This window comes from Pseudomonas sp. LD120, from assembly GCF_009861525.1.
GTDB lineage: Bacteria > Pseudomonadota > Gammaproteobacteria > Pseudomonadales > Pseudomonadaceae > Aquipseudomonas.
In genome coordinates this window covers 1,570,318-1,595,310 of sequence record NZ_WVHL01000005.1, presented here as the reverse complement: position 1 = coordinate 1,595,310, position 24,993 = coordinate 1,570,318, and the positions used below count along the sequence as shown (strand labels likewise).

Here is a 24,993-nt window from a genome sequence, read left to right as displayed (position 1 = left end):
CGTCCATGCGCCATGAGATTCACGACCTGCTCGCCCCGTTACCGGGCACCGCGCGGCAGGTCCACAGCTTTCACTTCGGCCCCGCCGAGGCCGCCGGCAAGATTTACATCCAATCCTCCCTGCATGCCGATGAAATGCCCGGCATGCTGGTGGCCTGGCACCTCAAGCAACGTCTGGCGGAGCTGGAAGCCGCCGGACGCTTGCGCTACCAAATTGTCCTGGTGCCGGTGGCCAATCCGGTGGGCCTTGAACAGGTTCTGATGGACGTGCCCCTGGGCCGCTATCAATTGGAAAGTGCTCAGAACTTCAATCGCGGCTTCGTCGACCTCAGCGACGAAGTCGGCAACGCCATCGATGGCTTGCTGACCGACGATGCCCAGCACAACCTGGAACTGGTCCGCCGCCACTTGGCCGACGCCCTCACCCGCCAGCAGCCGGATACGCAATTGCAGTCTTTGCGCCTGACCCTGCAACGGCTGGCCTGTGACGCCGACATGGTGCTGGATCTGCACTGCGACTTCGAAGCCGTGGCCCACCTGTACACCACGCCCGAAGCATGGCCCCAAGTGGAGCCGCTGGCCCGCTACATCGGCGCCCAAGCCTGCCTGCTGGCCACCGATTCTGCAGCCTGGTCGTTCGACGAGTGCTTCAGCCTGCTGTGGTGGCAACTGCAACAACGCTTCGGCGAACACTTCAGCATTCCCACGGGCAGCTTTGCAGCTACCGTCGAGCTGCGAGGCCAGGGCGACGTCAATCACCGTCTGGCACGCCTCGATTGCCAGGCCATGCTGGACTACCTGACCCGTTTCGGTGCCATCGCCGCAGAGGCGCCGCCCTTGCCTGAACTACCCTTCCCGGCCACGCCGCTGGCGGGGGTCGAACCGGTAGCAACGCCGGTGGGCGGGCTGCTGGTGTTCTGCGTGCAGCCAGGGAACTACCTCGAAGCCGGACAATTGGTGGCTGAAATCATCGACCCGATCCACGACCGGGTCACCCCTATCCATTGCAACAACGCCGGGCTCCTGTATGCCCGCTCGCTGCGACGCATGGCCACCGCCGGCATGGTGATCGCCCATATCGCCGGCCGCGAAGCCTATCGCAGCGGTTATCTACTTTCGCCTTGAGGATGCATGTCCCATGTACAAACTGACCGTTGAAGGCCTGCACAAATGCTATGGCGACAATCAAGTGCTCAAAGGTGTGTCCCTCAAGGCCAAGACCGGCGACGTCATCAGCCTGATCGGCGCCAGTGGTTCAGGTAAAAGCACGTTCCTGCGCTGCATCAACTTTCTCGAAATCCCCGATGACGTCAGCATGACCCTGGATGGCCAGCCAATCCGCATGGTCAGCGACCGCCACGGCATGCATGTGGCCGATCCTGCCGAGCTGCAGCGGATTCGTACTCGCCTGGCAATGGTGTTCCAGCATTTCAACCTATGGAGCCACATGACGGTGCTGGAGAACATCACCATGGCCCCGCGCCGGGTATTGGGCGTTAGTGCCAAGGAAGCCGAAGAGCGGGCCCGACGTTACCTGGACAAGGTCGGACTGCCAGCCCGGGTGGCCGATCAGTACCCGGCGTTCTTGTCCGGCGGCCAGCAGCAACGGGTGGCCATCGCCCGGGCATTGGCCATGGAACCGGAAGTCATGCTGTTCGACGAACCCACCTCAGCCCTGGACCCGGAACTGGTGGGCGAGGTGCTCAAAGTGATTCAAGGCCTGGCAGAAGAAGGTCGGACCATGCTCATGGTGACCCACGAGATGAGTTTTGCGCGCAACGTATCAAGCCAGGTGCTTTTTCTGCACAAGGGCCTGGTGGAAGAACAAGGGGCTCCGGAAGAGGTGCTGGGCAACCCAAAAAGCGAGCGCCTGCAACAGTTCCTCAGCGGCAACCTGAAGTAGACGCGAATCATCCCGCCCGCTTGGCTTGGTCATGGCTCAGCGGGCGGCACCGTCCAATGGGTTGACGAACCTCAGGCAACAGGCGCGGGCGGCGGCTCGTCCGGCAGGGTCGGTTCGCCAGGTTCGCTGGGTTCAAGGGGTTGAGGGGAATCAGGGTCAGGCTGACCGGGAATGCCACCTGCCATGCTGATGGGAGGATGCGCCAACAGGCTCCAGGCCAGTACGCCAACCTGATTGGGTTCCAGCCTTGCCAACGTGGCGCTGATTCGCGGATCTATCTTCATGGGGGCGCTCCTGAGCGGTGCCCGGCACACCTTGCGCGTACCGGAAGGACACTCAATAGAGTGCCCGTCGGCTCAGGAATTCCCGCTGTTCGTCAGACAGACGAACTCAGGTACGTGGCAGGGTCACGCCGCGCTGGCCCTGATATTTACCACCGCGATCCTTGTAGGACACTTCGCATTCCTCGTCCGACTCCAGAAACAGCATCTGGGCCACGCCTTCGTTGGCGTAAATCTTCGCCGGCAAGGTGGTGGTGTTGGAGAACTCCAGAGTCACGTGGCCTTCCCACTCGGGTTCCAGCGGGGTCACGTTGACGATGATGCCGCAACGGGCATAGGTGCTCTTGCCCAGACAAATGGTCAGAACGTTACGCGGAATGCGGAAGTACTCGACGGTGCGGGCCAGTGCGAAAGAGTTCGGCGGAATGATGCAAACGTCGCTCTTGATGTCGACGAAACTCTTTTCATCGAAGTTCTTCGGATCGACGGTGGCCGAATTGATGTTGGTGAACACCTTGAACTCATCAGCGCAACGCACGTCGTAGCCGTAGCTCGACACACCGAAGGAGATCAGCCGATCCGGGCCTTCGCCACGCATCTGGCGCTCTACGAAGGGCTCGATCATGCCGTGCTCTTGCGCCATGCGGCGAATCCACTTGTCCGATTTGATGCTCATGGCGGGTGTCCTGAAATAACGAGGTGAAATAAAACGGTCCGGCATCTTACCGGGGCGCGGGGTCGGGTTCAAAGTCTGGGGTGTTTTTCTCGTGCCATCCCACGATTTTCAAGGCCTGGACGACGGATAACCCGCCGCCAGTCACGAAAACCGAGAAACCTTTGCACTGGCCATTGGCACGTTCAGTAAAAAGGGTTAAGGTGGCGCCACTGTGTTGCTTGTGTCACTGAGAATCTCTACACGATGTTGAATTTCGATCCAACCATCTCCAAGAATTTTTCCTGCTCTTTGCACTCAGTCTCGGCCAGGGCTTTTCCTGAGTCGCAGTTAACTTTGTCCAAGGAGATACACCATGTCTAATCGCCAAACCGGTACCGTTAAGTGGTTCAACGATGAAAAAGGCTTCGGCTTCATCACTCCACAATCCGGTGACGACCTGTTCGTACACTTCAAAGCTATCCAATCCGACGGCTTCAAAAGCCTGAAAGAAGGCCAACAGGTTTCTTTCATCGCTACCCGCGGTCAGAAAGGCATGCAAGCTGAGGAAGTTCAAGTTATCTAACTTGTACTGATCCAGTAAAAAACCCCGCCTTCAACAGCGGGGTTTTTTTGTGCCTGTCGTTTTTACGACCTGCCGCCAAGACGCATCCTCGCGAATGCGCTCGGCTCGCCCGTGGCTACCAGGTCACACCGAAGCCCACGGTATAACGGGTCTTGTCCAGATCGCTGTCCTCGGTACCGCGAATCAGATCTTTCTCCGCCTTGAGGTTGAGTGACGCCCAGTCCGTGACCTTGTAGCGCAGCCCCATCTCGGCATCTAACGCGTAATCGGCAACCCCGGAAAGCGGCCTGCCCACTTCGCCGTTGGTGAAGAACTCGACCCGCTTGCCAATCAGGTAGCGGTTGTAATCCCACTTCATGGCCAAGGAATAGAAGTTGTCCTTGCCGCCATCGGCGTACTCGTAATCCGTGCGGTTAAGCAGCGACCCCAAGGAGAACGCGCCCAGCTCATCGTCCCAGAGCTGGTAGCCGGGGCCCGTACCCACCACCCGTTGCCGCGCCAGTTCCTCGACCTTGTCGCGCTTGTAGGTCAGGCGCCCCTCCCAAAACCACTGTTCAGTGATAAAGCGGTCCAGGGCGTACTCGGCACTCCAGTTATCAGTGGTCACCACGTCATTTTGAAACTCGCGGTTGTACTCACCCTGAGCGTTATGGCGCCAGGCACCATGACGGGCCGAGGTCTTGAAGTCGATGTCATAGTCATCGGTGTCCTTCTCGGCGCGCTTGTAGTCCATGGCCACGTCGACACTCCCCTTCCAGATCATGTCCTCCACCAGCGGTTTGGGCTTCATGATCTGCTGGATGCTCGCCAGCTCCACCGTCTTGGGCGCGTCCCCATTGGCCAGGATCACCTTGCCATCCTCAGCCGGCTGCAGAGACTTGGCTTTCTCCCCCGCGTAAGCATCCTGCTTGACCAGCAGTTCCTGATCGCTTTCCAGGGTCTTGACCTGCTTCCAGTCAATGGCGATGGCACCACCATACTCGGTCTGGATCAGCAACTTGCCGCCATCGAATACTTTGATTTTGCCACTCAGGCGATCACCATTCTTCAGCCAGACGGTATCGGCCAAGATGGGCATGGAGGCGCCAAGCAGCGCAAAGCACAACAACGTTCTAGGCAACATAGGTATATAGAGGGCTCTAACCTGCGAAAAAAAGGCATTATTCCCGGGGAACATGCCTGAGTCAGCACTGACCGGGGCATTAAGAGTGAGTTCAATCTCCAAACGGCTTTCATGATCACAACCGACCAATGCCACCTCTTTATATGGACGCGCGAATGTGAACGAGCACAGCGACACGCTCCAAGACCCGGCGCAACTGCGACGTACGGCACTCTACCTGACCTTGGCCCAAGTGCCCGAAGGCAAGGTTGTCAGTTATGGCCAACTGGCAGAAATGGCCGGCCTGGGCCGGGCCGCTCGCTGGGTTGGACGCACCCTCAGCCAATTGCCCGCCGAAACCAGCCTGCCCTGGCACCGAGTGCTCGGTGCCGGCGGGCGTATCAGCCTGCCGGCCGGGAGCCCATCGGGAGACACGCAACGGGCAAGGCTGCGAGACGAAGGTGTTCTTATCCTGAACAATCGCGTGGATATTCAACGCCATGGCTGGCGCCCGGTAGAGCACAGCGGTTAGAGTGCGCGCTTTGTTTCCGTAATCTGAGGCAGACTTCAGCCCATGCCCCGTAAAACCTGGCGCGCCGCACTTGCCGCCTATGCCAGCCCCTCGACGCTCGTGCTGTTGCTGCTTGGTTTCGCCGCAGGCATGCCTTACATGCTGGTGTTCTCGACGCTTTCGGTGTGGTTGCGCGAAGCCGGTGTGGCCCGCGAAACCATCGGCTATGCCAGCCTGATTGGCCTGGCCTATGCCTTCAAATGGGTCTGGTCGCCCCTGCTCGACCAATGGCGCCTGCCACTGCTGGGCAAGCTCGGCCGCCGTCGCTCCTGGCTGGTGCTGGCGCAGACTCTGGTGATTCTCGGCCTGATCGGCATGGGCTTTTGCGACCCACAAAAGCACCTGTCCTGGCTGATCGCAATTGCCGTGATCGTGGCCTTCGCCTCCGCTACCCAAGACATCGCCATCGATGCCTATCGACTGGAAATCGCTGATGACAGCCGCCAGGCCGCCCTCGCGGCCAGCTATATGTCCGGTTATCGGATTGCGGTGCTGCTGGCCACTGCCGGAGCGCTGTTCTTCGCCGAAGGCTTTGGCTCGACCGGCTTCAGCTATAAACACTCAGCCTGGACCGGTACCTATGTACTGTTCGGGGTGCTGATGATCCCAGCCCTGATTACCACCTTGCTGATGCGCGAGCCGCCGGTACCGCTGCGCACCCAGCTGTCTGCCGGACGCTACAGCTTCGCGCATCAGTTGATTTCGGTATTTGTGCTGATCGTGCTGCTGGTGTCGGTTCCCGCCACCTTTACCCAGCTGTACAACACTGACTTCGCCAGCGTGATTTTCAACGGCGTGAGCCTGTTGGACCTGCTGCTGGAAGACCGGGCCTTCCTGCGGGCCATTCTCTACATCACCCTCAGCGCCTTGTGCCTGTCGGCCATGGGTCGCCGAGGCCTAGCGCCGGTGCTGACCCCGGTCAACGACTTCATTGTGCGCTATCGCTGGCAGGCTTTCCTGCTGCTCGGCCTGATTGCCACCTACCGCATGTCAGACACGGTCATGGGCGTAATGGCCAACGTGTTCTATATCGACCAGGGGTTCACCAAGGACCAGATAGCCGGGGTCAGCAAGATTTTCGGCCTGATCATGACGCTCCTCGGCGCTGGCATGGGCGGCCTGCTGATCGTCCGCTTTGGCATTTTGCCGATCCTGCTCATCGGTGGCGCCGCGTCCGCCGGGACCAACCTGCTGTTTCTCATGCTCGCCGACATGGGCCCGAACCTGAAAATGCTGATCGTCACCATTTCTCTGGACAACTTCAGCTCGGGAATGGCCACCTCAGCCTTCGTCGCCTACCTGTCAAGCCTGACCAATCTCAAATTCTCGGCCACCCAATACGCCCTGCTCAGTTCCATCATGCTGCTGCTGCCGCGCCTGATCGGCGGCTACTCCGGGGTCATGGTGGAAAAGTTCGGGTATCACAACTTCTTCCTCATCACCGCGATACTCGGGGTGCCGACGCTGCTCCTGATCGCCCTGCACTGGTTCCAGGAAAGCCGCCGCAACGACTCCAAAGGCGAGCCGCAAACCGCACCCAGCGGCTCCCCCCCTGACGAAGAACCCTAGAAAATCCGGGGGGTTGCACGCTTTGCCGCCCCCCCCGGCGCGCCCTCCAAGGGCAATCCTGTACGCCAGCGGAACTCGCCCGTACAATGCTCCGTCACTTCCAGTCTTCAGCAACCGACAACGGCCTACCATGCGTACCAGTCAATATTTGCTCGCCACACAGAAAGAAACGCCTTCCGACGCGGTCGTGATCAGCCATCAGCTGATGCTGCGCGCCGGCATGATCCGTAAACTGGCTTCCGGCCTGTACACCTGGCTGCCGATGGGCTTGCGGGTGATGCGCAAGGTTGAAGCCATCGTTCGCGAAGAAATGAACGCCGCGGGCGCGCTTGAAGTGTTGATGCCGAGCACTCAACCGGCTGAGCTGTGGCAGGAATCCGGCCGCTGGGAAGAATACGGCCCTGAGCTGCTGCGTTTCAAAGACCGTCACGGTCGCGACTTCTGCGCCGGCCCGACCCACGAAGAAGTGATCACCGATCTGGCGCGCAACGAGCTGAGCAGCTACAAGCAGTTGCCGTTGAACCTGTACCAGATCCAGACTAAATTCCGCGATGAAATCCGCCCTCGCTTCGGCCTGATGCGCGGCCGCGAGTTCATCATGAAGGACGCCTACTCCTTCCACGCCGACCTGGCATCCTTGCAAGTCACCTACGAGCGCATGCACCAGGCCTACTGCAACATCTTCACCCGCCTGGGCCTGAAGTTCCGCCCAGTCGAAGCAGATAACGGCTCCATCGGCGGTGCCGGCTCCCACGAATTCCATGTACTGGCCGAATCCGGCGAAGACGACATCGTCTTCAGCAACGGCTCCGAGTACGCGGCAAACATCGAGAAGGCCGAAGCGGTGCCGCGCGAAACCTCGCGCCCGGCCCCCGCCGAAGAAATGCGCCTAGTGGACACCCCCAACGCGAAAACCATCGCTCAGTTGGTGGAAGGCTACAACCTGCCGATCGAGAAGACCGTCAAGACCCTGGTGGTGCATGCCGAAGAAGCCGGCAAGCTGATCGCCCTGATCATTCGCGGCGACCACGAGCTCAACGAAATCAAGGCCGCCAACCAGCCTGGCGTCGCCAACCCGCTGGTCATGGCTTCCGAAACCGAGCTGCGCGACGCCATTGGCGCCGGTGCCGGCTCCCTGGGCCCGGTCAACCTGCCACTGCCGATCATCATCGACCGCTCGGTGGAGCTGATGAGCGACTTCGGTGTGGGCGCCAACATCGACGACAAGCACTACTTCGGCGTCAACTGGGAGCGCGACCTGCCGGTCCCAACCGTCGCCGACCTGCGCAACGTGGTGGCCGGCGATCCAAGCCCGGATGGCCAAGGCACCCTGGAGATCAAGCGCGGCATCGAAGTCGGGCACATCTTCCAGCTGGGCAACAAGTACAGCAAGGCGATGAAGTGCGAAGTGCTGGGCGAGAACGGCAAGCCGGTGACCCTGGAAATGGGCTGCTACGGCATTGGCGTGTCCCGCGTGGTGGCGGCGGCCATCGAGCAGAACAACGATGAAAACGGCATCATCTGGAGCGATACCCTGGCGCCGTTCCAGATCGCCCTGGTACCGCTGCGCTACGAAACCGAGCAGGTTCGCGAAGCCACCGACAAACTCTACGCAGAACTGACTGCCGCCGGTTTCGAAGTGCTGCTGGACGACCGCGACAAGAAAACCAGCCCAGGCATCAAGTTCGCGGACATGGAGCTGATCGGCATTCCTCACCGGATCGTGGTCAGTGACCGCGGCCTCGCCGAAGGCAACCTGGAATACAAGAGCCGCACCGAAGCCGAGGCGCAAGCACTGCCCGTGGCCGACGTGATCTCCTTCCTCCAAGCCCGTATCCGTCGCTGAAACCAGATAGAGAAGTCATGTTCAAGCGAAACACCTTAAGCCTCGGGGGCGCCGCCTTGTGCGGCGCCCTGCTGGTCAGCGGCTGCGCCAATCACATGTCACAACGCAGCGAGCATGAGGAACGGGTCGAGCGCAAACTGCTCGACCACAGCCTGCAGATTGATGTCGGTGAGCCTAAGGTGCTTGAGCTACCGCAACGCCGGGTACGCATCCACGAGCAGAAAACCTTCGAAGTCACCGAATTCGAGGTAACCCGCCACTACGACCGCTATACGCCTTACCAACCCTGGCGGGAGGTCTACGAGATCCCGCTGGGTGCGGTAGCGCTGGTAGCGGGCGTGGGCGCCAACGTGGTCAACGTGTTCGCCCTGGGCACCCTGCCGGACAGTGTCACCAAGGACTGGGTCAGCTATGGCGTGTCCGGGCTCAATCCGTTCATGAACATGCCGTCTCACGGCCGCGCCCAGCAAAACCTGGCGGCGATCGATGAGGTTCAGCACGACAAGCGCCTGGAGTACTTGAGCCTGCCCTGGAGCGAACGCCCGGTGCAGGTCAAGGCGGGCAAGCAAACCTACGAGCTGAGCACCGACCGCACCGGCGTGCTGCGACTCAATCTGCTGGATAACCCGTTCTCCGAACAGGATCTGAACCACATCGGCAAACTGCAGATCAGTGTCGAGGACGCTCAAGACGAAGTGCACTCCGATTCGTCCCTGAGCCTCAGCAGCAGCTTGCGCGACAAGCTCCTGGAAGCCCATGCCCTGATTTACGATGACCTTGAAGACGACGAAGTGAGCCAGTGGGTATACCGGGTCAAACGCCTGTCGGAACTGGGGCTGGAAGAAGAGGCCAGCGAACTGGAACAAAGCCTGATCGAGCTGACCCGCAATGATCCGGAACTGCAGAACGAGTTTCTCAAGTCCCTGACCAAGAACGCCGGCCGCCTGGTGGCCGACCCAGGCAGTAACTGACAGCCCGGGTAACGGGTTGAAGGATGATCGCCGCGATCCACACAGATCGCGGCACCCGGGCGCCTCAAAGACCTGCGGCTACAACCCTTTGAACAGCTCCAACTGTTCATGACCGCCACGCAAATCCTGCAGGCGCACACCGATCCCCAATAAGCGCACCGGCTTGCTACCACGCTTGAACGCCTGGGTCAGCAACTGTCGATAACTCTCCAGATCCCGCCCTGCCCCAGCCTGTTCCAAGGTAGTCTGAGTAAAGTCATGAAACTTCACTTTGACGAACGGTTTGCCCGGTCGGTAGCTGCTGTCGATACGCGCAATGCGCCCAGCCAGCGTCTCCATCAACTCCGGCAACTTCTCCAGGCAACTGTCGAGATCTGGAAGATCCACGTCGTAGGTGTTTTCCACGCTGATCGATTGTCGGCGACTGTCATTCTGCACAGGGCGCTCATCAATCCCCCGAGCCAACCCCCACAAGCGCTCACCAAAGCTACCGAACTCACGCACCAGCGCCAGCTTGCTCCAGTCCCGCAACTGCAGACAGTTGATAATCCCCAGGCGCCCCAGCTTGTCCGCCGTGACCTTGCCCACACCATGCAGCTTGCTCACCGGCAACTCGGAAACAAAGTCCTCCACCAGATCAGGGGTGATCACGAATAAGCCATTGGGCTTTTTCCAATCACTGGCGATCTTCGCCAGGAATTTGTTCGGAGCCACCCCCGCCGACACGGTGATGTGCAACTGATTGGATACTCGACGGCGAATGTCCTGGGCGATACGCGTGGCACTGCCGGCAAAACTCGGGCTGTCGGAGACATCCAGATAGGCCTCATCCAAGGACAGCGGCTCGATCAGGTCGGTGTAATCACGAAAGATCGTGTGAATCTCTTTAGACGCCTCGCGATAAGCCTCCATGCGCGGCTTGACGATGACCAGGTCGGGGCACAGGGTCTGCGCATGCCGTGACGACATCGCCGAGCGCACACCATAAGCGCGCGCCTCATAGTTGCAGGTGGCAATCACCCCCCGCCGATCCGCCGATCCACCCACCGCCAGCGGCTTGCCGGCCAGTTGCGGGTCATCACGCATTTCGATGGCTGCGTAGAAGCAATCACAGTCAATGTGGATGATTTTGCGCTGCATCATATAAAGGCAGAGATCATAGAAGGCAGAAGTCGAAATAAGAGCAGGCGGCAAGTATCCACCGACACCTGTATATAGCACCAGTACCCTGTGACGCGGAGTGGAAACAAACCTGGCTTGCGTACATGCACTGGCTCAATGAGCTGTGCCCCCGCAATAGCGCTGCACGCCACGTTCTACCTGGGCTCAAGCCTGATAAAAAGCCCCCCTCAAGACGCTAAGCGATTGAACCGGAAGCAATTTTTAAAATTTAGTCATTGACAGGATCAGCTGACGCTGTAGAATCCGCCCACACAGACGCGGGATGGAGCAGTCTGGTAGCTCGTCGGGCTCATAACCCGAAGGTCGTCGGTTCAAATCCGGCTCCCGCAACCAAACATCAAAAAAGGCTACTCGAAAGAGTGGCCTTTTTTGTGCGCGTCGATTTTATCCTGACAGGCCACGCCCACGGCGCAAGCAAAACGCCTTATCTGTCCATGACTTAACAGTCGAGCATGGCCATTCGACGTTTATTTGACCTGATTGTGCATTAACGGTTGACACTCAGTCGTCCGCCTGTAGAATGCCGCCACACAGACGCGGGATGGAGCAGTCTGGTAGCTCGTCGGGCTCATAACCCGAAGGTCGTCGGTTCAAATCCGGCTCCCGCAACCAAACATCAAAAAAGGCTACTCGAAAGAGTGGCCTTTTTTGTATCCGCTGAAAAACTGTCATAACAACGACCTACACAAGTATCGCGAACCGCTTGCAGCGCTTCGCCCCGTCAAGATGAGCGCTATGCTCTGTCTTAAGCCCTGTCTCTGCGCTGATCGCGCAGGCTCGTCGGGCAACGCTGAGACGCGTTAATATTTGAAACTATTTTTTTCCACAGGGATTGGTAACTTGGCTGGATACCCCCATCCTGTCGCGCACAATCCACGAGGTGATTGATGCGCGCCAACACGTCCGATTCACAAGACACTCCTACCGCTACAGCAACCCAACCCATTCCAGTCACTCGCTTGCGCTGGCTGGATCTGTTGAGCAAATACCGCCAGCCTATCGGCCTGGCTGTCACCCTACTGCTGTTTGCCATTGCCCTGATCGCTTGTCGACATTTGCTCAGCGAGCTGGACTTCTACGCACTGCACGATTCGATCCTTGCCGTGCCTCAGCCCGCCCTGCTTGGCGCCCTGGGCGCCACCATCGTCGGTTTCATCATTTTGCTGGGTTACGAGTGGTCCGCCAGTCGTTATGCCGGGGTCCAACTGCCCGGGCGAACCCTGGTCCTGGGCGGGTTCAGCGCCTTCGCCATCGGCAATGCCATCGGCCTGTCACTGTTGTCCGGCGGCTCAGTGCGCTACCGCTTATATGCACGCCACGGACTGGGGGCCGCCGATGTCGCCCACATGACCCTATTTGCCAGCCTCTCGCTGGGCTGCGCATTACCGCCCCTGGCCGCCCTCGCGACCCTGAGCAACCTGCCCGCCGCGTCGGCAGCCCTGCATCTGCCGCAAAGCCTGCTGGCGGGCATTGCCCTGGCGGTGCTGCTGCTGGGCGCGGTGCTGGCCGCCGGCATCTACCGCCGACGCCTGCCGGAACAGCCCCTGCGTGACAATCTACTGGTCCGGATCGGGCGCCGCACCCTGCGCCTGCCAGGTCGCCGCCTGACGTTCTTGCAACTGATCATCACCGCGCTGGACGTTGCCGCCGCCGCCACCGTGCTCTACCTGTTGCTGCCCGAGACCCCGCCGTTCGGCGCTTTCCTGCTGGTGTACCTGCTGGCCCTGGCGGCCGGCGTGCTCAGTCACGTGCCCGGTGGCGTCGGGGTGTTCGAGGCCATCCTACTGGCCGCCTTTGCCGACAAACTCGGTGCCGCGCCCCTGGCGGCGGCCCTGTTGCTGTATCGGCTGATCTACGTCGTGCTGCCGATGCTGGTGGCCTGCGTCCTGCTGCTGATCAACGAAGCCCAACGCCTGTTCCAGACCCGACAATCACTGCGGGCGGCCTCTGGGCTGGCAGCCCCGATTCTTGCCGTCCTGGTGTTTCTCTCCGGAGTGGTGCTGCTGTTCTCCGGTGCCACCCCGGAAATCGATACCCGTCTGCAACACCTGGGATTCCTGATCCCCCATCGCCTGGTGGACGCCTCGCACTTCGGTGCCAGCCTGATCGGCGTGCTGTGCCTGCTCCTGGCCCAAGGCCTGCGTCGGCGCCTGTCGGCAGCCTGGATGCTCACCACCGTGCTGTTGCTGGTGGGCGCGCTGCTGTCACTGCTCAAGGGCTTCGACTGGGAAGAAGCCTGCCTGATGACCTTGACCGCCAGCCTGCTGGCAGTCTTCCGGCGCGCCTTCTATCGCCCCAGCCGCCTGACCGAACTGCCGTTCTCGCCGCTGTACCTGGTGGCCAGCGTCTGCGTGCTCGGTGCGTCCGCTTGGCTGCTGTTGTTTGCCTACCAAGACGTTCCCTACAGTCACCAGCTGTGGTGGCAGTTCACCCTGGATGCCGATGCGCCAAGGGGGCTGCGCTCGCTGCTGGGGGCTGCGGTGTTGCTGCTGGTGGTGTCCCTGACCTGGTTGCTGCGCACCGCGCGCCCGGTGATCCTCCTGCCCACCCCTGAAGAGCTGGACAACGCCGCGAAGATCCTCATGGCCTCGTCCCAGCCCGATGGCGGCCTTGCGCTGACCGGTGACAAAGCGCTGCTGTTCCACCCCAACGCCGACGCCTTCCTCATGTACGCCCGCCGGGGCCGCAGCCTGGTGGCACTGTACGACCCCATCGGCCCGCCCCAGCAGCGCGCGGAAATGATCTGGCAATTCCGCGACCTGTGCGACGTGCACCACGCGCGCCCGGTGTTCTACCAGGTTCGCGCGGAAAACCTGCCCTACTACATGGACATTGGCCTGACCGCAATCAAGCTCGGCGAAGAAGCCCGAGTCGACCTCAAGCGCTTTGATCTGGAAGCCAAAGGCAAAGAGATGAAAGACCTGCGCTACACCTGGAACCGAGGCACCCGCGACGGCCTGTCGCTGGAGATCCACGAACCCGGCCAAGCGCCGATGGATGAGCTGAAGGTCATCTCCGATGCCTGGCTGAGCGGCAAGAACGTCCGCGAGAAAGGCTTCTCCCTGGGCCGCTTCAGCGACGAATACCTGAAGTACTTCCGCATCGCCATCATCCGTTTTGAAGGGCGCCCGGTGGCCTTCGCCAACCTGCTTGAGACCTACAGCCACGACCTGGCCAGCCTCGACCTGATGCGCGCGCACCCGGACGCGCCGAAACTGACCATGGAGTTCATGATGGTCGGCCTGATCCAGCATTATAAAAATCATGGATACGCCCGCTTCAGCCTGGGCATGGTGCCACTGTCCGGCCTGCAACCCCGGCGTGGCGCGCCGCTGACCCAACGCCTGGGCTCGATGGTGTTCCGCCGTGGCGAGCAACTGTATAACTTCCAAGGCTTGCGCCGCTTCAAAGACAAGTTCCAGCCGGACTGGGAACCCCGTTACATGGCCGTGCCGGCCGGGTTGGACCCGCTGGTGGCACTGGCCGACACCGCCGCCCTGATCGCAGGCGGCCTGACTGGATTGGTGAAACGCTGATGATTCAACGCTCTTGGCGGTATCTGCTGGCCACACTGATAGTGCTGGCTCTGATGGTGGGTGGCGGTTACTGGTGGTGGAATCGCCCCGCTCCCGAACCCACCCTGGAACAACTGACCCAGGCCGACGGCTCGATCCTGACCCGGGTCACCCCGGGTACCCAGGCCAAGGCCCGGGTGGTGGTGGCGGTGCCGCCCGACGCGATCCTGAGCGACAAACAACTGTTGGCCCTCAGCCGCAGTGGCGCGGCGCAGATCGTTCAGGTGGTCCTGCCCAAGGACGACTGCAAGCGGCAGGAACAAGCCCTGCAAAACGCCCTGCCCCAACTCGCTGGCCCCGCCACCCTGGTCAGCGGCATTGGTCCGGGCGCGGCCCTGGCCTGGCGCTGGATCGCCGGCCAGAACAACGACCAGGCCCAGGCCGTGTCGGTGGGCTTCACCCTCAACCCGGCCCCCGGCTGCACCGATCCACTGCCCAAGACCCTAACCCACGGCCACTGGCTGGTGGCCTGGAACGACAACCCGGATGACCAAAGCGCCGGTTTCGTGCGTGACACCCCCAACGCCACCACCAGCATCAGCGACTACGACATCCACCTGCCCCAGGTGCTGAACAACGAACTGCGCAAACTACTGGTGGGTTCGGACAACGGCGGCCTGAGCATCCCCGTGGTGGAAGTCCCGGCCGGCCAGGCCAAGGACACCGTGACTCTGTTCCTTTCTGGCGACGGTGGCTGGCGCGACCTGGACCGCGACGTGGCCGGCGAGATGGCCAAGATCGGCTACCCGGTGGTGGGCATCGACACCCTGCGCTACTACTGGCAGCACAAGACCCCGGAACAGAGCGCCATCGACCTCACCGAGCTGATGCAGCACTACCGTCAGAAGTGGGGCACCAAGCGCTTCGTGCTGACCGGCTACTCCTTCGGCGCCGACGTGCTGCCGGCGATCTACAACCGCCTGCCGGAAGCCGAACAGCAACGGGTCGACGCCATTATCCTGCTGGCCTTCGCCCGCACCGGCAGCTTCGAGATCGAAGTCGAAGGTTGGCTGGGCAACGCTGGCAAGGAAGCCGCCACCGGCCCGGAAATGGCCAAGCTGCCAGCGGCCAAGGTGGTGTGCATCTATGGCGTGGAAGAAGTCGACGAAAGCGGTTGCACCGACAAGACCGCGGTCGGTGAGGCGGTGAAGCTGCCAGGGGGCCATCACTTCGATGAGAACTATCCGGCACTGGCCAAGCGCCTGGTGACCATTATCGAAAAGCATCAGGGCAAGGATCAGACCACGGCTCAATAGCAAATTGAACCTCGCCCTATAAAAGCCCCCGCAACCTCAGGTGCGGGGGCTTTCATGCATCGATTACCTGGCCCTGAAAGACCGATAAAACGCCTTCGACCCGATACCCTTTAGTGACGAGGCTGTGTAGTTACGGATGACTCCTGCACAGCTTGTAGGCAAACTCCGAGAGTTGCGTAAGGGGGGCGTTTTGGGCACTTTGCTGCCTTGTTGGCCTTGGCTTCGACGGGCTAGGCTCCGGGTGTCGCTGAACATTCAGTGACCGGGCTTGGAAACCCGAAGAATCAGGGCAACTAGCACCCCGTTGTGATTGCGGGCAGATTTAGCGCCTGTAATCCATCAGTTATGGCGGCTGTGCGTGGGAGACCTTCGGGTCTGCCGGTTTCCTTGATTCCCGGTTTTCCAACCTGCGCACAGCTGCCACCCATTCGCTTGGAAACGAACGTGGTAGCTCCACCGGATCAAGGAGCATGACCATGAGCCAAACAAGTCCGCCTGCACCCCGTGAACTGAAAACCGTCGGCCTCACCCCTTTCATCTACCGTTCCGATCTGCCGCTGTTCCAAGTCAGCCCCGGCCTCCCCATCGGCGAAGCCCTGGCCCAAGCCTCCGACCTGCTGTCCCTGGCCAAGGCCTTTGCCGAGGACGCCGCCTACAGCCAGGACAGCGACCGTCACGCCTGGGCCGCGCACTACCTGACCGACATGGGCAAGGCGGTGGTGGACGATGTGCTGCAGGCGCTCGCCGCGTAAAGACCAAGGGCGATCTCGGGGCCGGTGGGCTCCGGGAGAAACCGTCCTGTCATCAGCATCGATGTCGATGGTCGGTCCGTTATCGCGAGCAAGCTCGCTCCTACAGGGTCCGTGAAACGAAAAAGCCCCCGCTGCCGCAAGGCAACGGGGGCTTTTGTCTGGCCAGGATTACATCTCGACCTGGGTGCCCAGTTCAATCACTCGGTTCACCGGCAGCTTGAAGAAGCGCAGGTTACCGTTGGCGTTCTTCAACATGAAGGCGAACAGCGCCTCGCGCCAGCGCGCCATGCCTTCAAGCTTGGAGGCGATCACCGTTTCGCGGCTGAGGAAGTAGGTGGTGCGCATCGGGCTGAAATCCAGCTCATCCAGGTGACACAACTTCAGGGCTTGCGGCACGTCCGGCTCGTCAATGAAACCAAAATGCAGGATCACCCGGAAGAAACCTTCACCGTAGGCGTCCACCTCGAAACGCCGCTGGGCGGGCACCCGGGGAATGTCCTCATAGACCACGGTCAACAGCACCACTTGCTCATGCAGCACCTGGTTGTGCAGCAGGTTGTGCAGCAAGGCGTGGGGCACGGCGTCCGGGCGCGCGGTGAGGAACACCGCCGTGCCCTGGACCCGATGCGGCGGCTGTACGCGAATGCTGCCGATAAAGATCGGCAGCGGCAGCCCGCCTTCGTCCAGGCGATCCACCAGCAGCTCCTTGCCGCGTTTCCAGGTGGTCATGAGGATGAACAGCACGATCCCCGCCAGCACCGGAAAGGCGCCGCCCTGAAGGATCTTTGGCATGTTGGCGGCGAAGAACAAGCCATCCACCAGCAGGAAACCCAGCAACACCGGCACGGCCAGCAGTGGCGGCCATTTCCACAGCAGCAGCATCACCGCGGCCACCAGGATGCTGGTGATCAGCATGGTCCCGGTGACCGCCACGCCGTAGGCCGAAGCCAGGGCGCCGGAGGACTCGAAGCCCAGCACCAGCAGGATCACGCCCACCATCAGCGACCAGTTCACTGCGCCGATGTAGATCTGGCCCTGTTCGGCGCTGGAGGTGTGCTGAATGTACATGCGCGGGATGTAGCCCAGCTGGATCGCCTGGCGGGTCAGGGAAAAGGCCCCGGAAATCACCGCCTGAGAAGCAATGACCGTGGACAGGGTCGCCAGCACCACCAGTGGGATCAGGGCCCAGCCCGGCGCCAGCAGGTAGAACGGGTTGCGCGCCGCGCCGGGGTTCTCCAGCAACAGCGCGCCCTGGCCGAAATAGTTCAGCACCAAGGCTGGCAACACCAGGGCGAACCACGCTCGGGCAATGGGCTTGCGACCAAAATGGCCCATGTCGGCGTACAGCGCTTCGGCACCGGTCAACGCCAGCACCACCGCGCCAAGAATCGCCACGCCCATACCCGGGTGGACGATAAAGAAACGCACGCCCCACACCGGATTCAGCGCCTGCAACACTTGCGGGTGCTGGAGGATGCCGTGAATCCCCAAGCCCCCAAGCACCAGAAACCACGTCACCATCACCGGACCGAACAACTTGCCGATGCGGTCGGTGCCGTGCTTCTGAATCAGGAATAACGCCACCAGCACCACCAGCGCCGCGGGCACCACCCAGTGCTCCAGACCGCTGAACGCCAACTCCAGCCCTTCCACCGCCGACAGCACCGAAATGGCCGGGGTGATCATGCTGTCGCCGTAAAACAACGCGGCGCCGATCAACCCGAGGATCACCAGCACCGACCGCAAACGCGGATAGCCGCCCGCGGCTCGGCGAGCCAGCGCGGTCAGGGCCATGATGCCGCCTTCGCCCTGGTTATCGGCCCGCAGGATGAACAATACGTACTTGATCGAGACGACCCAGATCAACGACCAGAAAATCAGCGCCAGGATGCCAAACACCCCATCGTGATTGACCTGAACACCGTAACCGCCGGAGAACACTTCCTTGAGGGTATAGAGCGGGCTAGTGCCGATATCGCCGTACACCACTCCCACTGCCGCCACCAGCATCCCCAGAGGCCTGGCCCCGGAGTGCTCGCCACCTGTCGCCTGACCACTTGCCTGACCCATCAATGACTCCTACGACCAAGACCGGGGCTTCTTATATAGAAAGCGCAAGCTTATACAAGCGCTATTCTCTAACGGTGTGCAGTTTACCCGGCCAGTTGGCGGTTTTTATTACCACTAAGGCACCAACTAAAGCCGCATGAAAACAAGTAGATATAACGCGTCCCAGCATAGTCCAGCACTCGGCGTATTTCCCCTGCATAAAGCTGGTCAAGCGCTTCGACCATCGCTAGAATTGCGCACTTTTTGATCAGAGGCGCAGCCAGCGCCCAACCGTCGCACTTGCCCCCCAAGTGGCTCGACACCCAATACCGAGGTTAGATATGTCCACCCCCTCCGCGCCGGCCAACCCGAAAGTCGGCTTTGTATCCCTGGGTTGCCCAAAAGCGCTGGTCGACTCCGAGCGCATCCTCACTCAACTGCGCATGGAAGGCTATGACGTGGTGTCCACCTACCAGGACGCCGATGTCGTGGTGGTCAACACCTGCGGTTTCATCGACTCGGCCAAGGCCGAATCCCTGGAAGTGATCGGCGAGGCCATCAAGGAAAACGGCAAGGTCATCGTCACCGGCTGCATGGGCGTGGAAGAAGGCAATATCCGTGACGTGCACCCCAGCGTGCTGGCCGTGACCGGCCCGCAGCAGTACGAGCAGGTGGTCAGCGCCGTGCACGAAGTGGTGCCGCCGAGACAAGACCACAATCCGCTGATCGACTTGGTGCCGCCACAAGGCATCAAGCTGACACCACGCCACTATGCCTACCTGAAGATTTCCGAAGGCTGTAACCACAGCTGCAGCTTCTGCATCATCCCGTCGATGCGCGGCAAGCTGGTCAGCCGCCCGGTGGGCGATGTGCTCGACGAGGCCCAGCGCCTGGTCAAGTCCGGGGTCAAGGAGTTGCTGGTGATCTCCCAGGACACCAGCGCCTACGGCGTGGATGTCAAGTACCGCACCGGCTTCTGGAACGGCGCGCCGGTGAAGACCCGCATGACCGAGCTCTGTGAAGCCCTGAGTACTCTGGGCGTCTGGGTGCGCCTGCACTACGTGTACCCGTACCCGCACGTGGACGAGCTGATCCCGCTGATGGCCGCCGGCAAGATCCTGCCGTACCTGGACATCCCGTTCCAGCACGCCAGCCCGAAAGTGCTCAAGGCCATGAAGCGTCCGGCCTTCGAAGACAAGACCCTGGCGCGGATCAAGGCCTGGCGCGAAATCTGCCCCGAGTTGATCATCCGCTCGACCTTTATCGTCGGCTTCCCTGGCGAAACCGAGGAAGACTTCCAGTACCTGCTCAACTGGCTGACCGAAGCCCAGCTGGACCGCGTCGGCTGCTTCCAGTACTCGCCGGTGGAAGGCGCTCCGGCCAACGACCTGGACCTGGACGTGGTCCCGGACGAGGTCAAGCAGGACCGTTGGGAACGCTTCATGGCGCACCAGCAGGCAATCAGTTCGGCGCGCCTGCAACAGCGCATCGGCAAGGAGATCGAAGTGCTGATCGACGAAGTCGACGAGCAAGGCGCGGTAGGTCGCTGCTTCTTCGATGCGCCGGAAATCGATGGCAATGTGTTCATCGACGGTGCCGGCGACCTGAAGCCGGGTGACAAGGTCTGGTGCCGGGTCACCGACGCCGACGAATACGACCTCTGGGCCGAAACCCTGTAAGGCGTAAAAAACCGCTACACCCCGCTCTCGCCACGAGATGCGGGGCTTTTTTCGGTCTATCGTTAGCCCCTGCCAATCACATCAGGGGCAAGCGGCATGCATCACCACTCGGTCATCCACACACCCAAACTCAGCGACTACCCGGAACTGGTCCGCGTCTGGGAAGACTCGGTGCGCGCCACCCACGACTTTCTCCCGGACAGCTATATAGAGCTGCTGAGAAACCTGGTTCTGACCCGCTACCTGGATTCGGTGATGCTGATCTGTACTCGGGATCAGCGGCAGCGCATCACCGGTTTCGCTGGCGTGGCAGCGGGCAAGATCGAGATGCTGTTCATCGACCCGGCCCATCGCGGCCAAGGCCTTGGCCGGCAACTGCTGCACTACGCGGTGGAATATTTGAACGCCTATCAGCTGGACGTCAACGAGCAGAATCCCCAGGCCCTGGGTTTCTACTTCAAGCAGGGTTTCGAAGTGGTCGGCCGCTCGGAGCAGGACGGCATGGGCCAGCCCTACCCACTACTGCACATGCGCCTGAAGCAGCCACAGCGACAAGCCCGACGCGGCTAAAAGCCACAGCGGGCAAATGGACCCGCGATTAACCGGCGCCAGGCAGGTACAATAGCTGCCCTCTTTTGTTACGGCCCCTGACATGACTGACCCGATTCGTCTCTCCAAACGCCTCATCGAACTGGTCGGCTGCTCCCGCCGGGAGGCTGAGCTGTTCATCGAGGGCGGCTGGGTCACCGTAGACGGCGAAGTCATCGACGAACCGCAGTTCAAGGTCGGCGCACAAACCGTCGTGCTCGACCCCGAGGCCAAGGCCACCGCGCCGGAGCCGGTGACCCTCCTGCTCAACGTGCCCGCCGGCCAGGATCTGGACAGCGCCCTGCAGTCCATCAGCGCCGACAGCCTGTCGCAGGAGCACCGCTACGGCAAACGTCCGCTGCGCGGGCACTTTCTGCGCCTAACCGCCAGTGAAGACCTGCAGCCCAACGCCAGCGGCCTGCTAGTGTTCACCCAGGACTGGAAAGTGCTGCGCAAGCTCACTGCGGACGCGGCCAAGATCGAGCAGGAATACGTGGTCGAGGTCGAAGGCGAAATGATCGACCATGGCCTCAACCGCCTGAACCACGGCCTGACCTACAAGGGCCGCGAGCTGCCGCCGGTGAAAGCCAGTTGGCAGAACGAAAACCGCCTGCGCTTCGCCATGAAGAACCCGCAGCCGGGCGTGATCGCCCTGTTTTGCCAAGCCGTTGGCCTCAAGGTCGTCGCCATCCGCCGCATCCGCGTTGGCGGCGTGTCCATCGGTAAAGTGCCGCTGGGCCAGTGGCGCTACCTGTCGGCCAAAGAGAAATTCTAAGCCACCCCCTTCAGACGCCGCGCCCTGGCGCGGCGCTCAACGCGCATTGATCAGGACTGTAACCATGATTCATAACGATGTACTGCGCAGCGTGCGCTACATGCTCGATATCAGCGACAAGAAGGTCATCGAAATCATCAAGCTCACCGGCTTCAAGGTCAGCCTGGACGACATCGTCAGCTACCTGAAGAAGGACGAGGAAGAAGGCTTCGTGCACTGCCCGGACGAAGTCATGGCGCACTTTCTCGACGGCCTGGTGATCTTCAAGCGCGGTAAGGATGAAAGCCGTCCGCCGCTGCCGATCGAACTGCCGGTGACCAACAACATCATCCTGAAGAAGCTGCGGGTGGCCTTCGAGCTCAAGGAAGACGACATGCACGCCGTGCTCAAGGCCGCCGACTTCCCGGTGTCCAAGCCTGAGCTGAGTGCACTGTTTCGCAAGTTCGGCCACACCAACTACCGCCCCTGCGGCGACCAGTTGCTGCGCAACTTCCTCAAGGGCCTGACCCTACGGGTTAGAGCTTAAGGCAGCTGCAAGCTTCAAGCTGCACGTTCAAAGCTTGTAGCTTGCGGCTTGTAGCTCAAAGCTTGAGGCTTGCCAAATGACCTACAGCGTTTCCCCCATCGGCTTCGTGCGCTCCTGCTTCAAGGAGAAGTTCGCCATCCCGCGCCAACCGCAACTGGCCCCGGCTGCTCGCGGCGTATTGGAGCTGGTGGCACCCTTCGATCAGGGTGATGCGGTGCAAGGGCTGGAGCAGGTCAGTCATGTCTGGCTGCTGTTCCTGTTTCACCAGGCCCTGGAGGACAAGCCGCGGCTCAAGGTGCGCCCGCCGCGCCTGGGTGGCAACAAGTCCATGGGGGTCTTTGCCACCCGCGCCACCCACAGACCCAACGGCATCGGCCAGTCGGTGGTCAAGCTGGATAAAGTCGAGGCCAACCGTCTGTGGATCTCCGGCATCGACCTGCTGGACGGCACGCCAATCCTCGATATCAAGCCCTACGTGCCTTACGCCGACATCATTCCTACAGCGAGTAATGACATCGCCAGTGCCGCGCCAGGGATTATTCCGGTGCAGTGGCAGGACATTGCCCTGCAACAGGCGCAGATCCATGCTCAGCGCCTTCAGGAGCCCCTGGTGGAGCTGATCGAGCAATGCCTGGCCCAGGATCCGCGCCCGGCCTATCAGGTGCCCACTGCCGAGCGGGAATACGGCGCGCAGTTCTGGGACCTGGACGTGCGCTGGCATTACCCCGAGCCGGGGCTGATCCGGGTGCTGGAAGTGGTCCCGGCGGGCTGAACCGCGGAAACGAAAAAGCCCGCGTTGCCTTGACAGGCAACGCGGGCTTTTTTGCGTTCGGGAGATCGTGCCCAATCAGCGCGAATGCGCTGCTTGGGCGGTCTTCGCGAGCAAGCTCGCTGCTACTTCTCGACGAAGGCGCGCTCGATCAGGTAGTCACCCGGTTCGCGCATGCGCGGCGAAACGGTCAGGCCGAAGCTGTTGAGCACTTCGCTGGTTTCTTCCAGCATGCTCGGGCTGCCACACAGCATGGCGCGGTCGTCCTGCGGGTTGATCGGTGGCAGACCGATGTCGCGGAACAGCTTGCCGCTGCGCATCAGGTCGGTGAGACGGCCTTCGTTCTCGAACGGCTCGCGGGTCACGGTGGGGTAGTAGATCAACTTTTCACGCAGCGCTTCGCCGAAGAACTCGTTCTGCGGCAGGTGCTCGGTGATGAATTCGCGGTAGGCGACTTCGTTGACGTAGCGGACGCCGTGGCACAGGATCACTTTTTCGAAACGCTCGTAGGTTTCCGGATCCTGGATCACGCTCATGAACGGCGCCAGGCCGGTGCCAGTGCTGAGCAGGTACAGGTGCTTGCCCGGCTTCAAGTCATCCAGTACCAGGGTACCGGTTGGCTTCTTGCTGATGATGATCTCGTCGCCTTCCTTCAGATGCTGCAGTTGGGAAGTCAACGGACCGTCTGGAACCTTGATGCTGAAGAATTCGAGATGCTCTTCCCAGTTCGGGCTGGCAATGGAATAGGCACGCATAAGCGGACGGCCATTGGGCTGTTGCAGGCCGATCATCACGAACTGACCGTTCTCGAAGCGCAGACCCGGATCACGGGTGCACTTGAAGCTGAACAGAGTGTCATTCCAGTGATGAACACTGAGGACACGCTCGTGGTTCATGTTGCTCATGTACGGGGGCTCCTAGAAATTGCCTGCGCTGACCATGAGCGCAATTGCACAGCATTCTAATGGCGGCGACAATATCTGTTAACTGGATTATTAAGATAAGGGTTATCGGTTATATCGATATGCGATTTACTCTCCGTCAACTGCAAGTCTTCGTCGCCGTCGCCCAGCAAGAGAGCGTTTCTCGTGCTGCCGGGCTTCTGGCCCTGTCGCAATCCGCGGCCAGCACCTCAATCACCGAACTTGAGCGCCAATCCAGCTGTCAGCTGTTTGATCGCGCCGGCAAGCGCCTGAGCCTCAACGCCCTGGGCAAACAGCTTTTGCCACAAGCGGTGGCCCTGCTGGACCAGGCCAAAGAGATCGAAGACCTGCTCAACGGCAAGTCCGGCTTCGGCTCGCTGTCGGTGGGCGCGACCCTGACCATCGGCAACTACCTGGCGACCCTGCTGATCGGCAGTTTCATGCAGGTACACCCGGAAAGCCAGGTGAAGCTCCATGTGCAAAACACTGCACATATCGTGCAGCAGGTGGCCCATTACGAAATTGATCTGGGTCTAATTGAAGGCGACTGCAGCCACCCGGACATCGAGGTACAAACGTGGGTCGAGGACGAACTGGTGGTGTTCTGCGCGCCCCAGCATCCGCTGGCCAAGCGCGGCCACGCCACCATGGAAGAACTGACCCATGAAGCCTGGATTCTGCGTGAACAAGGTTCTGGCACGCGCCTGACCTTCGATCAAGCCATGCGCCACCATCGCAGCGCGCTGAACATTCGCCTGGAACTGGAACACACCGAAGCCATTAAGCGCGCGGTGGAGTCGGGATTGGGGATTGGCTGCATCTCCCGGCTGGCCCTGCGCGATGCCTTTCGTCGCGGCAGCCTGGTGCCGGTGGAGACGCCGGGCCTGGACCTGGCCCGGCAGTTCTATTTCATCTGGCACAAACAGAAGTACCAGACTTCGGCCATGCGCGAATTTCTCGAACTGTGCCGCTCCTTTACCGCAGGGGTACGACGCAGCGATGAAATCGTCCTGCCGAGCATTCCCTAGGCTTCCTAGATAAGGATGACTGCCCAGACGATGCTGATCATGCTCAGGGCGACGAACTGCGCCGCGCTGCCCATGTCCTTGGCATTTTTCGACAAGGGGTGGCGATCGAGGGAGATCCGGTCGATCGCAGCTTCCACCGCCGAGTTGAGCAGCTCGACGATCAATGCCAGCAGGCACACGGCAATCAGCAGCGCGCGCTCGATCCGACTGACGCTGAGCAGAAAACTCAGGGGAATCAGGATCACATTGAGCAGCACCAACTGACGAAAAGCCGCCTCGCCAGTAAAGGCGGCACGCAAGCCATCGAACGAATAGCCGGCGGCGTTAAGGATACGTTTAAGACCGGTTTGACCCTTGAAAGGCGACATAAGCTGGGCAACTGAAGAAAAGAAGTGAGGAAGCTAGTTCAAC

The 24,993-nt window shown here is 61.0% G+C and carries 23 protein-coding genes and 2 tRNA genes; 18 read left to right on the top strand and 7 right to left on the bottom strand.

The window, feature by feature from the left end; all coding sequences use genetic code 11:
• Positions 1–5: 5 nt before the first annotated feature.
• Both PLD_RS21615 and PLD_RS21610 read left to right on the top strand, forming a co-directional pair.
• Complete coding sequence (locus PLD_RS21615; RefSeq protein WP_159896302.1) at positions 6–1,124, top strand: succinylglutamate desuccinylase/aspartoacylase family protein; 1,119 nt, start codon at positions 6–8, stop codon at positions 1,122–1,124.
• Between the two features lie 13 nt (positions 1,125–1,137).
• Positions 1,138–1,902 (top strand): ABC transporter ATP-binding protein, encoded by a 765-nt coding sequence (locus tag PLD_RS21610; protein WP_159896300.1) that lies wholly within the window; start codon positions 1,138–1,140, stop codon positions 1,900–1,902.
• A gap of 71 nt (positions 1,903–1,973) precedes the next feature.
• On the opposite strand, the gene PLD_RS21605 is transcribed toward PLD_RS21610, so the two are convergent.
• Together PLD_RS21605 and dcd are read right to left on the bottom strand one after the other, a co-directional pair.
• Positions 1,974–2,186, bottom strand: coding sequence for a hypothetical protein (locus tag PLD_RS21605; protein ID WP_159896298.1), 213 nt, complete (start codon positions 2,184–2,186; stop codon positions 1,974–1,976).
• Between the two features lie 106 nt (positions 2,187–2,292).
• Complete coding sequence (gene dcd, locus PLD_RS21600) at positions 2,293–2,859, bottom strand: dCTP deaminase (protein WP_016965530.1); 567 nt, start codon at positions 2,857–2,859, stop codon at positions 2,293–2,295.
• Between the two features lie 352 nt (positions 2,860–3,211).
• Here dcd and PLD_RS21595 point away from each other — a divergent pair, with 352 nt between their 5' ends.
• Positions 3,212–3,421 carry a cold-shock protein gene (locus PLD_RS21595; RefSeq protein WP_002554837.1) on the top strand — a complete coding sequence of 70 codons (210 nt, stop codon included), beginning with the start codon at positions 3,212–3,214 and terminating at the stop codon, positions 3,419–3,421.
• 115 nt (positions 3,422–3,536) lie between these two features.
• Here the strand turns inward: PLD_RS21595 and PLD_RS21590 are convergent, their stop codons facing one another.
• Positions 3,537–4,544, bottom strand: a complete 1,008-nt coding sequence (locus PLD_RS21590) for a DUF481 domain-containing protein (RefSeq protein ID WP_159896296.1) — start codon at positions 4,542–4,544, stop codon at positions 3,537–3,539.
• Between the two features lie 157 nt (positions 4,545–4,701).
• Between PLD_RS21590 and PLD_RS21585 the strand changes: the two genes are divergently transcribed.
• The 4 genes from PLD_RS21585 to PLD_RS21570 all read left to right on the top strand — a co-directional run bounded on the left by PLD_RS21585 (position 4,702) and on the right by PLD_RS21570 (position 9,480).
• Positions 4,702–5,055, top strand: coding sequence for an MGMT family protein (locus PLD_RS21585; protein ID WP_159896294.1), 354 nt, complete (start codon positions 4,702–4,704; stop codon positions 5,053–5,055).
• A 42-nt stretch (positions 5,056–5,097) separates the two neighbouring features.
• Positions 5,098–6,663: an AmpG family muropeptide MFS transporter gene (locus tag PLD_RS21580; RefSeq protein ID WP_159896292.1), complete on the top strand. Its 1,566-nt coding sequence runs from the start codon at positions 5,098–5,100 to the stop codon at positions 6,661–6,663.
• Between the two features lie 130 nt (positions 6,664–6,793).
• Positions 6,794–8,509 (top strand): proline--tRNA ligase, encoded by a 1,716-nt coding sequence (locus PLD_RS21575; RefSeq protein ID WP_159896290.1) that lies wholly within the window; start codon positions 6,794–6,796, stop codon positions 8,507–8,509.
• 17 nt (positions 8,510–8,526) lie between these two features.
• Complete coding sequence (locus tag PLD_RS21570) at positions 8,527–9,480, top strand: hypothetical protein (RefSeq protein ID WP_159896288.1); 954 nt, start codon at positions 8,527–8,529, stop codon at positions 9,478–9,480.
• A 78-nt stretch (positions 9,481–9,558) separates the two neighbouring features.
• Here PLD_RS21570 and dinB read toward each other — a convergent pair whose 3' ends face one another.
• The gene (gene dinB, locus PLD_RS21565) at positions 9,559–10,623 is read right to left on the bottom strand and encodes a DNA polymerase IV (protein WP_159896286.1); all 1,065 of its coding nucleotides are present in this window, start codon (positions 10,621–10,623) and stop codon (positions 9,559–9,561) included.
• A 295-nt stretch (positions 10,624–10,918) separates the two neighbouring features.
• Between dinB and PLD_RS21560 the strand changes: the two genes are divergently transcribed.
• The 5 genes from PLD_RS21560 (at position 10,919) to PLD_RS21540 (ending at position 16,245) form a co-directional block, all read left to right on the top strand.
• Positions 10,919–10,995: transfer RNA gene (locus tag PLD_RS21560), tRNA-Met, on the top strand.
• A 202-nt stretch (positions 10,996–11,197) separates the two neighbouring features.
• A tRNA-Met gene (locus PLD_RS21555) sits at positions 11,198–11,274 on the top strand.
• Positions 11,275–11,549: 275 nt separating this feature from the next.
• A complete protein-coding gene (mprF, locus tag PLD_RS21550; protein ID WP_159896284.1) occupies positions 11,550–14,198 on the top strand; it encodes a bifunctional lysylphosphatidylglycerol flippase/synthetase MprF in 2,649 nt (882 codons plus the stop codon).
• Positions 14,198–15,493, top strand: coding sequence for a virulence factor family protein (locus tag PLD_RS21545; RefSeq protein WP_159896282.1), 1,296 nt, complete (start codon positions 14,198–14,200; stop codon positions 15,491–15,493). Before mprF ends, PLD_RS21545 begins: the two co-directional genes overlap by 1 nt.
• Positions 15,494–15,969: 476 nt before the next feature.
• The gene (locus PLD_RS21540; protein WP_159896280.1) at positions 15,970–16,245 is read left to right on the top strand and encodes a DUF3077 domain-containing protein; all 276 of its coding nucleotides are present in this window, start codon (positions 15,970–15,972) and stop codon (positions 16,243–16,245) included.
• A gap of 168 nt (positions 16,246–16,413) precedes the next feature.
• Here the strand turns inward: PLD_RS21540 and PLD_RS21535 are convergent, their stop codons facing one another.
• The gene (locus tag PLD_RS21535) at positions 16,414–18,315 is read right to left on the bottom strand and encodes a potassium transporter Kup (protein ID WP_159896278.1); all 1,902 of its coding nucleotides are present in this window, start codon (positions 18,313–18,315) and stop codon (positions 16,414–16,416) included.
• Positions 18,316–18,635: 320 nt separating this feature from the next.
• Between PLD_RS21535 and rimO the strand changes: the two genes are divergently transcribed.
• The 5 genes from rimO (at position 18,636) to tsaA (ending at position 22,634) form a co-directional block, all read left to right on the top strand.
• Positions 18,636–19,973: a 30S ribosomal protein S12 methylthiotransferase RimO gene (rimO, locus tag PLD_RS21530; RefSeq protein WP_159896276.1), complete on the top strand. Its 1,338-nt coding sequence runs from the start codon at positions 18,636–18,638 to the stop codon at positions 19,971–19,973.
• Between the two features lie 96 nt (positions 19,974–20,069).
• The gene (locus tag PLD_RS21525; RefSeq protein ID WP_159896274.1) at positions 20,070–20,543 is read left to right on the top strand and encodes a GNAT family N-acetyltransferase; all 474 of its coding nucleotides are present in this window, start codon (positions 20,070–20,072) and stop codon (positions 20,541–20,543) included.
• 82 nt (positions 20,544–20,625) lie between these two features.
• Entirely contained in the window at positions 20,626–21,336 is a 711-nt protein-coding gene (locus PLD_RS21520) for an rRNA pseudouridine synthase (protein WP_159896272.1), read from the top strand.
• A 64-nt stretch (positions 21,337–21,400) separates the two neighbouring features.
• Entirely contained in the window at positions 21,401–21,862 is a 462-nt protein-coding gene (locus tag PLD_RS21515; protein WP_159896271.1) for a DUF1456 family protein, read from the top strand.
• Between the two features lie 76 nt (positions 21,863–21,938).
• On the top strand, positions 21,939–22,634 hold the full coding sequence (gene tsaA / locus PLD_RS21510) for a tRNA (N6-threonylcarbamoyladenosine(37)-N6)-methyltransferase TrmO (protein WP_159896269.1): 696 nt from the start codon (positions 21,939–21,941) through the stop codon (positions 22,632–22,634).
• A 122-nt stretch (positions 22,635–22,756) separates the two neighbouring features.
• Here tsaA and fpr read toward each other — a convergent pair whose 3' ends face one another.
• On the bottom strand, positions 22,757–23,536 hold the full coding sequence (gene fpr / locus PLD_RS21505; RefSeq protein WP_016966062.1) for a ferredoxin-NADP reductase: 780 nt from the start codon (positions 23,534–23,536) through the stop codon (positions 22,757–22,759).
• Positions 23,537–23,655: 119 nt separating this feature from the next.
• On the opposite strand from fpr, the gene PLD_RS21500 reads away from it, so the two are divergent.
• On the top strand, positions 23,656–24,582 hold the full coding sequence (locus tag PLD_RS21500) for a LysR family transcriptional regulator (RefSeq protein WP_159896267.1): 927 nt from the start codon (positions 23,656–23,658) through the stop codon (positions 24,580–24,582).
• A gap of 5 nt (positions 24,583–24,587) precedes the next feature.
• Here the strand turns inward: PLD_RS21500 and PLD_RS21495 are convergent, their stop codons facing one another.
• The gene (locus PLD_RS21495; protein WP_159896265.1) at positions 24,588–24,950 is read right to left on the bottom strand and encodes a diacylglycerol kinase; all 363 of its coding nucleotides are present in this window, start codon (positions 24,948–24,950) and stop codon (positions 24,588–24,590) included.
• Positions 24,951–24,993 lie beyond the last annotated feature (43 nt).

Bases quoted from the DNA above. Each gene is read 5' to 3' on its own strand.
- PLD_RS21520 (WP_159896272.1), top strand. From the start codon at position 20,626: ATGACTGACCCGATTCGTCTCTCCAAACGCCTCATCGAACTGGTCGGC.
- PLD_RS21580 (WP_159896292.1), top strand. From the start codon at position 5,098: ATGCCCCGTAAAACCTGGCGCGCCGCACTTGCCGCCTATGCCAGCCCC.
- fpr (WP_016966062.1), bottom strand. From the start codon at position 23,536: ATGAGCAACATGAACCACGAGCGTGTCCTCAGTGTTCATCACTGGAAT.
- PLD_RS21605 (WP_159896298.1), bottom strand. From the start codon at position 2,186: ATGAAGATAGATCCGCGAATCAGCGCCACGTTGGCAAGGCTGGAACCC.
- PLD_RS21495 (WP_159896265.1), bottom strand. From the start codon at position 24,950: ATGTCGCCTTTCAAGGGTCAAACCGGTCTTAAACGTATCCTTAACGCC.
- rimO (WP_159896276.1), top strand. From the start codon at position 18,636: ATGTCCACCCCCTCCGCGCCGGCCAACCCGAAAGTCGGCTTTGTATCC.
- PLD_RS21515 (WP_159896271.1), top strand. From the start codon at position 21,401: ATGATTCATAACGATGTACTGCGCAGCGTGCGCTACATGCTCGATATC.
- dinB (WP_159896286.1), bottom strand. From the start codon at position 10,623: ATGATGCAGCGCAAAATCATCCACATTGACTGTGATTGCTTCTACGCA.
- PLD_RS21540 (WP_159896280.1), top strand. From the start codon at position 15,970: ATGAGCCAAACAAGTCCGCCTGCACCCCGTGAACTGAAAACCGTCGGC.
- PLD_RS21570 (WP_159896288.1), top strand. From the start codon at position 8,527: ATGTTCAAGCGAAACACCTTAAGCCTCGGGGGCGCCGCCTTGTGCGGC.
- PLD_RS21575 (WP_159896290.1), top strand. From the start codon at position 6,794: ATGCGTACCAGTCAATATTTGCTCGCCACACAGAAAGAAACGCCTTCC.
- PLD_RS21525 (WP_159896274.1), top strand. From the start codon at position 20,070: ATGCATCACCACTCGGTCATCCACACACCCAAACTCAGCGACTACCCG.
- PLD_RS21590 (WP_159896296.1), bottom strand. From the start codon at position 4,544: ATGTTGCCTAGAACGTTGTTGTGCTTTGCGCTGCTTGGCGCCTCCATG.
- PLD_RS21595 (WP_002554837.1), top strand. From the start codon at position 3,212: ATGTCTAATCGCCAAACCGGTACCGTTAAGTGGTTCAACGATGAAAAA.
- mprF (WP_159896284.1), top strand. From the start codon at position 11,550: ATGCGCGCCAACACGTCCGATTCACAAGACACTCCTACCGCTACAGCA.
- PLD_RS21500 (WP_159896267.1), top strand. From the start codon at position 23,656: ATGCGATTTACTCTCCGTCAACTGCAAGTCTTCGTCGCCGTCGCCCAG.
- PLD_RS21535 (WP_159896278.1), bottom strand. From the start codon at position 18,315: ATGGGTCAGGCAAGTGGTCAGGCGACAGGTGGCGAGCACTCCGGGGCC.
- PLD_RS21615 (WP_159896302.1), top strand. From the start codon at position 6: ATGCGCCATGAGATTCACGACCTGCTCGCCCCGTTACCGGGCACCGCG.
- dcd (WP_016965530.1), bottom strand. From the start codon at position 2,859: ATGAGCATCAAATCGGACAAGTGGATTCGCCGCATGGCGCAAGAGCAC.
- PLD_RS21610 (WP_159896300.1), top strand. From the start codon at position 1,138: ATGTACAAACTGACCGTTGAAGGCCTGCACAAATGCTATGGCGACAAT.
- PLD_RS21545 (WP_159896282.1), top strand. From the start codon at position 14,198: ATGATTCAACGCTCTTGGCGGTATCTGCTGGCCACACTGATAGTGCTG.
- tsaA (WP_159896269.1), top strand. From the start codon at position 21,939: ATGACCTACAGCGTTTCCCCCATCGGCTTCGTGCGCTCCTGCTTCAAG.